We start from the raw sequence: 13,358 nt of genomic DNA, 5'->3' as shown, positions 1-13,358 counted from the left end.
GACCGTGAGTGCGCCGTACGGCGATCCGCCGCCCGCCGATATCGACCCGGCCGAGGACTCGCCCGAAGTGCGGCGGGTATTGCTCGAGAGCCTGGAGGAGTCGGTCGATCAGCCGTCGGCGTATGTGCTGCCGATTCATCGACGGGCCGACGGCGCGGGCTGGGCCAGTGCCGACTGGCAGCTGCGTCGCGGGCGTGCCGAGGGCGGCCGGGGCCGGATCGTGTTGGCCGATGGTGATTCGCCTGCCGGACTTCGCCTTCCGATCGGGTCGGTGTCCTGGCACGCGCCGCCGATCCTGCCCGACAGCGACCCGCTCTATCAGAAACCGCTGCGCGCGGAACGGGCCGAGCCGCCCGCAGCGGTGGAGCCCGCCGATTTCACGCCGACGACCGCGCTGGTCGCCGAGGTCAGGCAGGGGCGGCTGCACGTGTTCCTGCCGCCGGTCGCCGAGCTCGACGACTTCCTCGATCTGATCGCCAAGGTCGAGGCGGCCGTGGTGGCGATCGGCCAGCCCGTGGTGCTGGAGGGCTATGCCCCGCCGAGTGATGCACGGCTACAGACGTTTTCGGTGACGCCCGACCCGGGCGTGATCGAGGTGAACATCATGCCCACCAGCTCGTTCGCCGAGCAGGCCGAGGTGCTGAACACCCTCTACGAGCAGGCCAGGTTCGCCCGGCTGAGCACCGAGTCGTTCGACGTGGACGGCACGCACGGCGGCACCGGCGGCGGCAACCACATCACCCTCGGCGGGGTCACCCCGGCGCGTTCGCCGATGCTGCGCCGCCCCGACCTGCTGGTCTCCATGCTCACCTACTGGCAGCGTCATCCCGCGCTGTCGTACCTGTTCGCGGGTCGTTTCGTCGGCCCGACCTCGCAGGCGCCCCGCGCGGACGAGGGTCGCGAAGGCGCGCTCTACGAACTCGAGATCGCCTTCGCCGAGGTCGCCAGGCTCACCGCCGAGCAAGCCCACGGGCCGACGCCGTACGAGATCCAGTCGGCCCCTTGGCATATCGATCGCGCACTGCGCCATCTGCTCACCGATCTCACCGGCAACACCCACCGTGCCGAGTTCTGCATCGATAAGCTGTACAGCCCCGACTCCGCGCGCGGCCGTCTCGGGTTGCTCGAACTGCGCGGCTTCGAGATGCCGCCGCATTTCCAGATGGCGATGGTGCAATCGCTGCTGGTGCGCGGCCTGGTCGCGATGTTCTGGGACAAGCCGCTGCGCGCGCCGCTGATCCGGCACGGGTCCAACCTGCACGGCCGCTATCTGCTGCCGCACTTCCTGATGAACGACATCGCCGAAGTGGCCGCCGACCTGCGCGCGGCGGGCGTCGACTTCGACACCGCCTGGCTCGACCCCTTCACCGAATTCCGTTTTCCCCGTATCGGCACCGCCATGATCGGTGAGGCGGAGCTGGAACTGCGCGGGGCGATCGAACCCTGGCTCACCCTCGGCGAACAGACCACCGGCCAGGGCACCGCTCGCTACGTGGACTCCTCGGTGGAACGGTTGCAGGTGCGACTGGTCGGCGCCGACCGTGGCCGCTACGTCCTCACCTGCAACGGCATGCCGGTACCGCTGCTGGCCACCGACAAATCCGACGTGCAGGTGGCGGGCGTGCGCTACCGCGCCTGGCAGCCGCCGAACTCCCTGCACCCCTCGATCACCGTCGACGCCCCCCTGGTGTTCGACCTGATAGACGTCGCGACGGGCATCTCCCGTGGCGGCTGCACCTACCACGTCGTGCACCCCGGCGGCCGCGCCTACGACGACGCACCCGTCAATGCCGTCGCCGCCCAATCGCGCCGTAACCGCCGTTTCGAGGCCGCCGGTCATACGGTGAACCCGATCGATCCCGCCGAACTCCGTGCGAAGATCGCGGCACAGTCGACCGATGTGGGAGCACCAGGCATCCTGGACCTACGCCGCGCGCGAACAGTGTGGGGCCAGTAGCAGGGAGGTTCGGCGCGACACAGAACGCCGGGTCGATCTGCACACCGGTCTGGTCGACCAATCGATGGAAGTCAGTGGCTTCGGGTTTGCGGCCGTCCCGATTCTGGAGTGACGGAGGGAGGGAGCGCAGCGACTGACCGGAGGAGGGAAGAATCGGGACAATCGGGGCCGCAAAACCCCGCGGCGCCAGCCGCAAAAAATACAGGAGGCTCGGTGGCTCAGCGCGATGAAGCGCAACGGGGCGGGAATCGGCCGGGATCGGGCGTTCGCGCTCAGGTTGCCGAGCAGTTCGCGCGGTATCGGGCTGACAGTTCGGCGGGGGCGCGCTTCGACGAGTGCGGCAGGCCGACCAGGGGCTATTACGACGAGTTGGTCGACGGGCGTGGGCGGGTGCGGTCGATGTGGTCGGAGCTGTCGGCCGACTTCATCGACCAGGGGATCGGCGGGATCGACCGGATCGATCACCGGGTGCGCAGGCAGATCGAGGACGACGGTGTCACCTACACCGAGGTCGGCCTGGGCGGCGACGACGACACCGCGATACCGCAACCGTGGCGTCTGGACCCGATTCCGCTGCTGGTGTCCGCCGAGGACTGGACCCGCCTCGAAACCGGTCTCGTGCAGCGCTCGCTGGTACTCGATGAGGTGCTCACCGACGTCTACGGCCCGCGCAGGCTGCTGAGTTCGGGCCTGTTGCCGCCGGAGGTGGTGTTCGGCAACACCGGGTATGTGCGGGCCGCGCACGGCATCACGATCCCCGGCACCCACCAGCTCTTTCTGCACGCCTGCGACATCAGCCGGTGGAGTGACGGGCAGTTCCGGGTTCTCGCCGACTGGGCGCAGGCACCCTCGGGCGCCGGGTACGCGCTGGCCGACCGTCGTGTGGTGGCTTCGGCCATTCCCGAGGCGTTCGAGCACGCGGGACCGCGTCCACTCAGCCCGTTCGCGCGGGCCATGCGGTTGATGCTCGAGGAGGCGGCGCCCGAACTGGCCGATGGGGAAGAGCCGGTCGTCGTCGTACTCAGCCCGGGTTCGCATTCCGAAACCGCCTTCGACCAGGCTTATCTCGCGCAGATGCTCGGGTTCCCGCTGGTGGAGAGTTCTGATCTGGTGGTGCGCGACGGTGCGCTGTGGATGCGCTCGCTCGGCAGCTTGGAACGGGTCGACGTGGTGTTGCGGCGGGTGGACGCCGAGTTCTCCGACCCGCTGGATCTGCGCCCCGATTCGCGGCTCGGCGTGGTCGGGTTGGTCGAGGTGCTGCGTCGCGGTGCGGTGACGGTGGTGAACACCCTCGGTAGCGGGTTGCTGGAATCGCCCGCGCTGAGCCCGTTCCTGCCGCGCATCGCCCGCTCGGTGCTCGGCGAGGATCTGCTGCTCGATGCCACCCCCACCTACTGGGGTGGCGACGACACCGAGCGCGCGCACTTGGTGTCGCACGTCGGTGACCTGGTGATCCGCTCCACTGTCGACGGCTCGACGATCTTCGGACCGAGCCTGTCGGCGGCCGAGCGCGCCGATCTCGCCGCCCGGATCGAGGTCGAGCGATGGAAGTGGGTGGGGCAGGAGCCCGCCGAGTTCTCGGTCGCGCCCGCGGTCGACGGCCCGGCGGGGCTGGCGCCGGCACCGGTGGGCATGCGGTTGTTCTCGCTGGCCAGACGGGGCAGCTATACGGCGATGTCGGGTGGCCTGGGTCAGCAGCGCATGCGGCTCGAACCGACCCGGAGCGTGATCAAGGTGGCCGCGAAGGACGTGTGGGTCCGCGCGGCTCCGGCGGCCGTGCCCGCGGCGAGTTCCGAAGCGCCGCACGAGGAGCGGTTGCGCAGGGCGGTGCCGGTCGTCGAGGCGATCAGCTCGCCGCGCGTGCTCAACGACCTGTTCTGGATGGGCCGCTACAGCGAACGCGCAGAGTCGGTGGTCCGCCTGCTCGCCGCCACCCATGACGTCTATCAGGACTATCGCTACCGACCATGGCTCGATGGCGCCGAAGCCTTGCCGATCCTCATGCGTGCCCTGTCGATCACCACGGGCACCGTCGCTCCAGAGTCGGTGCTGCCCAACGGAATCGGTCAGCTGGTGGCCGTGCGATCCCGCGATGTCGCAACCGAAGATCCGAACGCCGATGCTGGGCACCGTGATTCGGTAGGCGCCGAAGCGCCTGACCCGGTGGCGACGCGGTCATCGCGGTCCTCGGTCAGCGAAGAAGCAGGAACGGAGGCGGCGGAGCACGACGCGCCCGCTGAACCGAAGGCATCACAGTCGGCGGGGCAGAGCCGGTCCGCTGGTCGGGATCAGCCCACAGCGGACGAGCCCGAACCCGATTCCGAGGCAGAGGCGCCGTGGGAGCGGGCGGGGACCAGTGCGCTGGCCCGCGCGCTGCGCACCACCGGTGTCACGCCCGAGCGTGGTTCGGAGCCGGTGCCGGCCCCCGAGCCCGAGCCGGTGCTCGCTCGGTCGCGACAGGCGCAGGGCCAGTTCACCCACCGAGCCATGGATTCCAGTGGTCAGGACGGCGTGGCCGCGCGGCGGGCGGTGGCCGGAGCTTCGGCTGAGGGGTTCGGGTACCTGGCCTCGTTGACCGGTGATCGTGAGCTGGCCGGGTCGCTGTCGTACGCGGTGGATCACTACGGATCCGCCGCGCGAGCGGTGCGCGATCAATTGTCCGGTGACACCTGGATGATCATCGGCGCCGTCGACCGCGCACTGGCCGAATTCCGCAGCGCCAGTACCGAACAGGAGACGGCGTTGTCGTCGGTGCATTCGCTGGCGCTGGCGGCGCTGCTGTCGCTGTCGGGGATCGGCGCGGAGTCGCTGGTGCGCGACACCGGCTGGTACGTCATGGATATCGGTAAACGGATCGAGCGCGGGCTGGCGGTGACGTCGCTGATCAATGCCGCACTGGGGCGACGGAGTTCGGCCGAAGTGCAAGGGGTGGTCGCGGAGGCCGTGCTCACCGCCACCGAGTCGGCGGTGAGTTACCGTCGCCGCCATCGTGGTTCGGCGCACGTGGCCGCGCTCGCGGGACTGCTGCTGTTCGACCCGGGCAACCCGCGGTCGCTGATCTATCAGCTCGACCGTCTCGAGGCCGACTTCCAGGCGCTGCCCGGTGGTTCCGGCGCCTCGCGTTCGCAGCGCCTGCTCGCCGACGCCCAGCGCATGCTGCGCCGCGTCGACCCGGCCGACCTGGAACACACCGACGACGACGGCGTGCGCACCGAACTGGTGGAACTGCTGGAGGGGGTGCACTTGCGACTGCGCAAGCTGGCCGAATCGTTCGAGGCCACCAAACTCACTGTCCCGCTGGGTATTCAGCCGCTCTGGGGCAATACCAGGATGGTCGGATGACCCGGCGATACATGGTGGTGCACCGCACCACCTACAGCTACTCCGACGAGGTGACCAGCTCCTACGGTCGCGCGTATCTCACCCCGCGCGAATATCCGGGTCAGCGCCTGCTCGAGCACGAGATCTACATCGACCCGGTGCCCTCGGACCGCTCGGTGGGCACCGACGTCTACGGCAACACCACGACGTATTTCCACGTGACCTCCGAGCATCGCAACCTCGAGGTCACCGGCGAGTCCCTCATCGATGTCGACGGCGAGGACCCGGCGGCGCTGCCGGGTGCCGACATGCCATGGGAGTCGGCGCGTCCTACGTCTGCCACCGGCCCGCTGGCCGTCGAGTTCACCCTCGATCTGCTCCCGCCCGAGATCACCCCCGACGTCGTCGCGTACGCCGTGGAGAGTTTTCCGCCGGGCAGGCCGCTGCTCGAAGCCGTGACCGAGCTGAACACGCGCATCCACCACGACTTCCAGTACCGTTCCGGGTCCACGACGGTGAGCACCAGCGTGGCCGACGTGTTCGCCGCCCGCGAAGGCGTATGCCAGGACTTCGCCCGAATCGGCGCGGCGTGCCTGCGCGCGCAGGGCCTGGCCGCACGCTACGTATCCGGCTATCTCGCCACCGACCCGCCGCCGGGCAAGGAACGCATGGTCGGCGTCGACGCCACGCACGCGTGGGCCGCGGTCTGGTTGCCCGGCGCCGACGACACCGATCGCACCGGCCGCTGGATCGCCTTCGACCCCACCAACGACCAGTTCGCCGACGAGCGGTACGTGACCGTGGCGTGGGGTCGCGATTACCAGGACGTTCCGCCGCTGCGTGGCATCATCTACACCGACGCGAAGCAGTCCACAATCAAGGTATCGGTCGATGTGGCCCCGGTGGAGGTGTAGTCCGTGCGTGATTTCGTCTGTCCGAATTGTGGCCAGCAGCTGGCTTTCGAGAACTCTGTCTGCCTGTCGTGCCGCAGCGCACTGGGTTTCAGCCTGGGGGAACGGGCGCTGGTGGTGATCGGTGACCCGCCGAGCGACGAGGCGATCGACCACGTGGCCGGCGTCGTCGACAGCGATCGCTTCCGCCTGTGCGACAACCTGCATGTGGCGCAGTGCAATTGGCTGGTCGACGGTGACGCGTCCGGTCCCGGCTTGTGCGTGTCGTGCAAGCTCACCAGGACTAGGCCCAACGACACCGACACCGACGGCCTCGCCGCGTTCGCCGAGGCCGAGACGGCCAAACGGCGATTGATCTTCGAGCTGGTCGAGCTCGGTCTGCCGATCGTCGGCCGCGACGAGGATCCCGAACACGGGCTGGCCTTCGATCTGCTGTCCAGCCGGACCGACGGCGTGCTCACCGGCCATATGGACGGCGTGGTCACCCTCGACCTGGCCGAGGCCGACGACCCGCACCGCGAGCAGTTGCGCATCGAGATGGCCGAGCCGTACCGCACGTTGCTCGGCCACTTCCGGCACGAGACCGGGCACTACTACTTCTCCGTGCTCGTCGCCGACGACGCTGCCCTGCAACGCTTTCGCGACCTGTTCGGCGATCCCTTCGCCGACTACCAGGCGGCGCTGGACCGCCACTATTCCCAGGGTGCGCCCAGCGGCTGGAAACGCGACCACGTCTCCTCCTACGCCACGATGCACGCCGCCGAGGACTGGGCCGAGACCTTCGCCCACTACCTGCACATCCGCGACACCCTCGACACGGCGGCCGCCTTCGGACTCGCCCCGGCGGGCGCGACGCTGGACCGCCCACAGATCGGCCGCGCCGGGTTCGACAAGATCATCGAGCTCTGGCTGCCGTTGACCTGGTCGCTGAACATGGTCAACCGCTCGATGGGCCGCGACGACCTGTACCCCTTCGTGTTGCCGGAGCGGGTGCTGGAGAAGATGCGCTTCGTCCACGATCTGTGCACCGGCAGTCATGCCGCCGCTCCGGAGGCTGTCGTCTCGACGGGGTAATACCTTGTCGATTTCGCTGCGACGAACGTCACAGCTGGCTACGCTGCGAGATTGAGACCGGAGCGTCTCAATCCGGTCGGTACCTCGACCCGGACTGCTCGACGAGAAGTGTGTGGCTATGAACTCTCCACTGGTATCAGTCGGTCTGCCGTTGGCGCTGGCGGTGATCATGTTCGGCCTCGGGCTCTCGCTCACCGGCGCCGACTTCGCCCGCATCGCGAAGACGCCGCGCATCGTCGCCATCGCGCTGGTCTGCCAATTGCTGGTGCTACCGGTGGTCGCGTTCGGCCTGGTGCTGCTGTTCGACCTGACGCCGATTCTGGCGGTCGGCATGATGCTGCTCGCCGCCTCGCCCGGCGGGACGACAGCGAACCTGTTCAGCCATCTCTTCCGTGGTGACGTGGCGCTGAATGTGTCGCTGACCGCGGTCAATTCGATCATCGCGGTCGTCACCGTGCCGCTGGTGACCAACTTCGCCATCGGCTACTTCGAGCCGAGCGGCGAGGACGGTTCCGTCGGTTTGCAGCTGAGCAAGGTGATCCAGGTGTTCGCCATCGTGCTGGTTCCGGTCGGCCTCGGCATGCTGGTGCGCCGCTGGTCGGCGGAGTTCGCGGACCGGATGGACAAGCCGGTCCGCATCGGGTCGGCGATCACCTTGCTGCTGGTGATCGTCGGCACCATCGTCAGCGAGCGGGAGACCCTGACCGACTCGCTCGCCGACGTCGGCGCCATCACCGTCGTGTTCTGCCTGATCAGCCTGTCGGTCGGCTACTACCTGCCGCGCCTGCTCGGCGTCGCCGACCGCCAGGCCATCGCCTGCTCGTTCGAGGTCGGTATCCACAACAGCACCATCGCCATCACCATCGCGATCAGCGTGCTCGACAGCACCGAGCTGGCCGTTCCCGCGGCGGTCTACGGCGTGCTGATGTTCCCGCTCGCCGCGCTCGTCGGCTGGCTCATCACCCGTCGGCAGGTGAGCGTCGCCGTCTAGATCAGGCGTGCGCCGCGTAGATGTGGCGAGCCAATTCGTCTCGGAGGGCGCTGAACTCGGGGTCGGCACGGACCGTGGCGAAGTCGGCGCCCGCCTCGAAGGTGGGCGTGACGTCGTGCACGATCCGGCCGGGCTCGGTGCCCATCACCAGGATTCGGGTGCCGAGGAGGATGGCTTCCTCGATGCCGTGGGTGACGAACAGCACCGTCTTGCGGCGATCGCGCCACAGGGTGAGCAGTTCGCGCTGGAGTCGTTCCCTGGTCAACGCGTCGAGGGCGCCGAAGGGCTCGTCCATGAGCACGATGCCGGGATCGTTGATCAGCACGCGGGCGATCTGCGCGCGCTGCTGCTGGCCGCCGGACAGCTCGTAGGGCTTGCGGTCGCCGAGCTGGTCGAGTCCGACCAGCTCCAGCAGCCGCTGCGCGTCGGCCCGCCGCGTCTGCTTCGACACCCCACGGACTTTCGGGCCGAACTCGACATTGCCGCGGACCGAGAGCCAGGGGTAGAGGTTGGCCTGCTGGAAGACCACGCCGCGGTCGGGATCGGGTCCGTCGACCACTCGATCGCCGACTCGCACCGCACCCGAGGTCGGTGGGAGGAATCCGGCGAGGATGTTGAGCAGGGTGGACTTGCCGCAGCCGGAAGGGCCGATGACGCAGACGAATTCGCCGGGTTCGATGGTGAGGTCGGTCGGCGCGAGCACCACGACGTCGCCGTCGGGACCGGGGTAGCTCTTGCTCACCCCGGTCAACGTCACCCGCTCGGCATCGGCGGCCACCGGCCCCGCGGTCACGAGCCCGCGCCCGCCGCGGCAGTGGCGGAGATGCCGTCGCGGTACTGCTGATCGGTGCCGACCGCGGCGATGCCGCCCTGGCTCAACAGGAATCGCGCGGTACCGGCGAGGTCCGCGCCGAAGCCGCCACCCAGGTACTTCGCGCCTGCCTGCTCGGCGGCGGGCAGGTACTGGTAGCCCGCCAGCTGCGGAACGACCTTGTCGGGGGCGATACCGAGCTGCGCGCCGATCGACACCGCGGCCTCGGCCTGCTGGTTCTTCAGCTGACCGACGGCGTAGTCCTGCACCTTGGCCCAGGTCTTCGCGAACGCGGCATTGTCGGCGAGGAATTTCTTGTCGGCGATGGCGACGTCGAAGGTCGGCGCACCGCCGGCCGCGGTCTCGGCACTACTGGTGAGCACCGTGCCGCCCGCCGCGGTGAGCTTGGACAGCGTCGGGTCCCAGACCCAGGCGGCATCGATCTGATTGCCTTGCCACGCACCGGGAATCGCGTCGGGGGCGAGGTTGATCAGCTCCACCTTGCCGGTGAGACCGGCCTTGTCCAGCGCGGCGAGCAAGCTGTAGTGGGAGGTGGAGCCGAAGGGCGTGGCCACCTTCTTGCCCGTCAGCCCGGCCAGGGTAGTGATCGACTTGTCCCGCACGACAAGCGATTCCGAGGTGCCGATCACGTCGTGGATCCACACCACCTGCACGGGCAGGTTCAGCGGCGCCGACAGGGCCTTGGTCGCCGGGCTCGAACCGAGCGTGCCGATGTCGAGTCCGCCCGCGCCGAAGGCCTGCACCACATCGGCGCCGGAGGAGAACTGGCTCCAGGTGATCTTCGCGTTCGGCAGGCACGCCTGCAGCAGGTTGCGGTCCTTCACCACCAGGTCGCCGTTGGGGATGGCTTGGAAGCCGAGGCGAACGGTGCTGGTAACGCTCGGATCGGCGGCGAACGGGCAGCTCGCGGCCGCGCCGGTGTCCTCGCGCCCCGATTCCACGCAGCCCGCGGTGACAGCGACAACGGCGGAGAGTGCGGCCGAGGTCGCGACGACCCTGCGCAGTGCGGTTTTCATACTTTGCCTTTCCAGGGAACAGCTCGGGCGCCGATGAACACGATCACCGCGTCCAGCAGCATCGCCGCCACGCCGATCACGATGATGCAGGCGATGGTGAGCGGCGTATTCAGTTGCGTGCCCGCGATATACGCGAGTCCGCCGATGCCGGGGATGCCGTTGTTGAGTTCGGCGGCCACGACCGTGGTCCAGGCGAAAGCCGTCGCGATGCGGATGCCGCTGATCACGTTGGGCAGGGTCGCGGGGAGTACGACGAGGGAAATGACCTGTGCGCGACCGGCGCCCAGTGAGCGCGCCGCGTTGAGGTAGTCCCGTTTGACGCCCAGTACGCCGTCGAGCGTCGCGATGACGATCGGCGGGAACGCGGCGAGGAACAGCAGCCAGATCTTGGCGGTGTCGCCGATGCCGAACCACACGATGAGCAGACCGATGTAACCCAGCGGCGGCAGGGCGCGCAGAAAGTTCAGGATCGGCTCGGTGACCCACCGCACCGGCGCGACCATCCCCATCACGAACCCGACCAGCGGCCCGACGACGATCGCCGCACCCACCCCGATCGCGATCCGCTGGAGGCTGGCCAGCAGGTGTTCCCACAGGTAGTAGTTCTGCTCGCCGACCACGAACCGATCCACGCCGTCGGCGATCCGATGCGTGGAATTGGCGCGCACGAAGGCATCCCACACCGCCTTCGGCGACGGCAGATACAGCGGGTCGACCAATCCGGCGGCCGTCACCACCGTCCAGCCGGCCAGCACGACGCCGAGCGCCACCACCGCGGCCAGCACCGAACCACCCCGCCGAGGTGCCTTCGCAGTGCTCGGTTTCGCACCGGCCGCTTCGTCGGCGTCCACGGTCGACACCACTGCGGTCACCTCGGCACTCCTCACCTCCGGTGCCGGGCGGATTCGTCCAGCACTGCGAAGGGAGACGCTATCGGCGCAGGTAGCGGTTACGGGAGGTTAAAAGTCGCGATGAGCGGAAGTCCGCGCGGCGGCGTCGATCCGCTGTCGGGTCAGGCGCGCAGGCGTTCCTTGCGGAGGCGATCGACCTCGGGAAGGTCGAGGGGAGCCAGGTCGGTGGCGGGGATACCGAGGGCCTTGGCGATGAGGAGATCGGCCAGCTCGGGGTTGCGGGCCAGCGCGGGGCCGTGCAGGTAGGTGCCGAAGACCGAGCCCTGGACCACGCCCTCGGTGCCGTCGCCCACGCCGTTGCCGACACCTCGGGTCACGCGGGCCAGCGGGGTGGCATCGGAGCCAAGAGTCGTGCCGCCCCGGTGGTTCTCGAAGCCGGTGAGGGGCGCTTTCAGGCCGGGAACCAGCGGCGTGGTGGTGACCTCACCGATGGCGCGCACCTTCTGCGGCGAGGTGGTGACGTCGAAAAGGCTGACGCCGTCGACCTTTTCGCCCGCCGAGGTCTCGTACCAGTTGCCGAGCACCTGGATGGCGGCGCAGATGGCGAGCACCGGTGCGCCCTTGGCGGCGGCCTGCTGGAGGCCGGGGTACTTCTGCAGGTGGCGGGTGGCCAGGCGCTGCGCGGAGTCCTCGGCGCCGCCGAGGGTGTAGATGTCGAAGGAATCCGGGACGGGATCGGCGAGGGTGATGTCGATGATCTCGGCGTCGTAGCCCCGCATCCGCAGGCGCTGGCGCAGGACCAGGGCATTGCCGCCGTCGCCGTAGGTGCCCATCACGTCGGGCAGCACGAGGCCGATACGAAGGGTTGACTCGCTCACTTGCGGGCCTCCAGGTCACGGTTGAGATCGCGGAACGCGGTGTAGTTGGCCAGCACCTCGACATGTCCGGGGGGACAGGAGGCGATGGCGCGCACGGGATCCGGGATGAGCGTGTGCTCGACACCCGCGTAGGTGAGGCGCACGGCGAGATCGGTGGCGCGCTCGCCCGAGGCGACCACCTGCACGCCCTCGAAGTGCTCGAACCGCACGTCCCACAGCCACGACAGGTCCTCGCCGTCGGGCACCTGACCGTTCACCGCGATCACCAGACCGGCCGAGGCCGGGTCGATCATCGACAGCGCTTCCTGCCAGCCCGCGGGGTTCTTGGCCAGCAGCAACCGCGCGTCGTGGTCGCCGACGGTGACGGTGCGGTAGCGGCCCGCGATCTCGCGCACAGTGCCGGTGGCATCGGTGGCCTTCGCGGGCTCGGCGCCCATCGCGACCGCCGCGGCCACCGCCTGCGCGGCATTGCCGCGATTCGCGCGACCCGGCAGCGCCAGATGCAGCGGAGCGCGGAAACCGTCAGGGCCGCACAGGTCTTCGCCCTCGAGCCACCACACCGGCTGCGGGCGATGGAAATCGGCACCGGTCGAGCGCCAGTTCTCGCCCTCCCAGACGATCGGCTCGCCGCTGCGCGGACAACTCGTCGCGTCGACGGCCCAGCCGCTGCCCGCCGACACCCACACCACATTCGGGTGGTCGTAGGCGATGGAGGCCACCAGCACGTCGTCACAGTTGGCGATGACGACCGTGTCGGGATGACGCAGGAGCCCGGCACGCAGCTTGCGTTCGATCATGTTGATCTCGCCGACCCGGTCGAGCTGGTCGCGGCTGAGGTTGAGCAGTACCACGGCGGCCGGATCCAGCGCGTCGCTCACGTGCGGCAGGTGCAGCTCGTCGACCTCGATCGCGGCCAGCGCCACACCCGGGTGCAGGCTGAGCGCGGCCACGATGCCCGCGTCCATATTGGCGCCGTCGGCCTGGGTGGCGACGTCGCCGAGCGTGCCGAGCGCGGCGGTCGTCATCCGGGTGGTGGTCGACTTACCGTTCGTGCCGGTGATCAGCACCGTTCGCCGACCGCGCCCGAGCTGCGTCATGATCGACGGATCGATCTTCAACGCGATCAGGCCGCCGATCATCGAACCCTTGCCGCGACCCGCCTTCTGCGAAGCCCACGACGCTGCCGCCGCTGCTCGCAAGGCCAAGCGCCCACGCACCGAGATGTCTGCCACGCCGCGAGTCTATGTGCGCGCCGTCCGGGCGCGCGTGCGGGAGCGGTGTGAGCTTGTCCGGGTCAGGTCGGCTCGTCGAAAAGGTTGGGCATGCCCTTGGCATAGCGGTCGGCGTCGATGATGCGCAACGGCTCGAGTTCGGGGGTGCGGCGCAGCCGGAAACCACGGCAGCGCGGCGCCGGCGAGCCCGCCACGTCGAGCAGTGCGTTCACCGCCGCACGGGCCGACTCGTTGGCGCCCTCCATGGTCGCCAGGTCCACATCGGTGCGCACGTAGTCACCGGCGAGGAAGAGAT

At 69.0% G+C, this 13,358-nt stretch carries 10 protein-coding genes and 1 pseudogene; 5 read left to right on the top strand and 6 right to left on the bottom strand.

Annotated elements, in window-relative coordinates; translation table 11 throughout:
- The 5 genes from ACFWF3_RS06970 to ACFWF3_RS06950 all read left to right on the top strand — a co-directional run.
- Nucleotides 1-1,957 (top strand): transglutaminase family protein (locus tag ACFWF3_RS06970; protein WP_379312834.1); only part of this gene is annotated, 1,957 nt, incomplete at its 5' end.
- Nucleotides 1,958-2,170: 213 nt separating this feature from the next.
- Entirely contained in the window at nt 2,171-5,299 is a 3,129-nt protein-coding gene (locus ACFWF3_RS06965; RefSeq protein ID WP_379312833.1) for a circularly permuted type 2 ATP-grasp protein, read from the top strand.
- Complete coding sequence (locus ACFWF3_RS06960; protein WP_379312832.1) at nt 5,296-6,192, top strand: transglutaminase N-terminal domain-containing protein; 897 nt, start codon at nt 5,296-5,298, stop codon at nt 6,190-6,192. Before ACFWF3_RS06965 ends, ACFWF3_RS06960 begins: the two co-directional genes overlap by 4 nt.
- A gap of 3 nt (nt 6,193-6,195) precedes the next feature.
- Nucleotides 6,196-7,263 carry a putative zinc-binding metallopeptidase gene (locus ACFWF3_RS06955; RefSeq protein ID WP_378994383.1) on the top strand — a complete coding sequence of 356 codons (1,068 nt, stop codon included), beginning with the start codon at nt 6,196-6,198 and terminating at the stop codon, nt 7,261-7,263.
- A gap of 118 nt (nt 7,264-7,381) precedes the next feature.
- On the top strand, nt 7,382-8,254 hold the full coding sequence (locus ACFWF3_RS06950) for a bile acid:sodium symporter family protein (RefSeq protein WP_378994381.1): 873 nt from the start codon (nt 7,382-7,384) through the stop codon (nt 8,252-8,254).
- A gap of 1 nt (nt 8,255) precedes the next feature.
- Here the strand turns inward: ACFWF3_RS06950 and ACFWF3_RS06945 are convergent, their stop codons facing one another.
- From ACFWF3_RS06945 to ACFWF3_RS06920, 6 genes and pseudogenes are all read right to left on the bottom strand, one after another.
- A complete protein-coding gene (locus tag ACFWF3_RS06945; RefSeq protein ID WP_379312831.1) occupies nt 8,256-9,047 on the bottom strand; it encodes an ABC transporter ATP-binding protein in 792 nt (263 codons plus the stop codon).
- Nucleotides 9,044-10,102 carry an ABC transporter substrate-binding protein gene (locus ACFWF3_RS06940; protein WP_379312830.1) on the bottom strand — a complete coding sequence of 353 codons (1,059 nt, stop codon included), beginning with the start codon at nt 10,100-10,102 and terminating at the stop codon, nt 9,044-9,046. Before ACFWF3_RS06940 ends, ACFWF3_RS06945 begins: the two co-directional genes overlap by 4 nt.
- Nucleotides 10,099-10,965 carry an ABC transporter permease gene (locus ACFWF3_RS06935; RefSeq protein WP_379312835.1) on the bottom strand — a complete coding sequence of 289 codons (867 nt, stop codon included), beginning with the start codon at nt 10,963-10,965 and terminating at the stop codon, nt 10,099-10,101. Before ACFWF3_RS06935 ends, ACFWF3_RS06940 begins: the two co-directional genes overlap by 4 nt.
- A 149-nt stretch (nt 10,966-11,114) precedes the next feature.
- The gene (locus ACFWF3_RS06930) at nt 11,115-11,831 is read right to left on the bottom strand and encodes a type 1 glutamine amidotransferase (RefSeq protein ID WP_378660960.1); all 717 of its coding nucleotides are present in this window, start codon (nt 11,829-11,831) and stop codon (nt 11,115-11,117) included.
- Complete coding sequence (locus tag ACFWF3_RS06925) at nt 11,828-13,063, bottom strand: MurT ligase domain-containing protein (RefSeq protein WP_378638645.1); 1,236 nt, start codon at nt 13,061-13,063, stop codon at nt 11,828-11,830. The genes ACFWF3_RS06930 and ACFWF3_RS06925 overlap by 4 nt, the downstream gene beginning before the upstream one ends.
- Nucleotides 13,064-13,125: 62 nt before the next feature.
- Nucleotides 13,126-13,358: pseudogene (locus tag ACFWF3_RS06920) on the bottom strand (FAD-dependent oxidoreductase); the annotation flags it as partial.

Origin of the sequence: Nocardia sp. NPDC060220, assembly GCF_042727815.1 — a bacterium.
Taxonomy (GTDB): domain Bacteria; phylum Actinomycetota; class Actinomycetes; order Mycobacteriales; family Mycobacteriaceae; genus Nocardia.
This window is presented reverse-complemented; position numbering and strand designations above follow the sequence as displayed.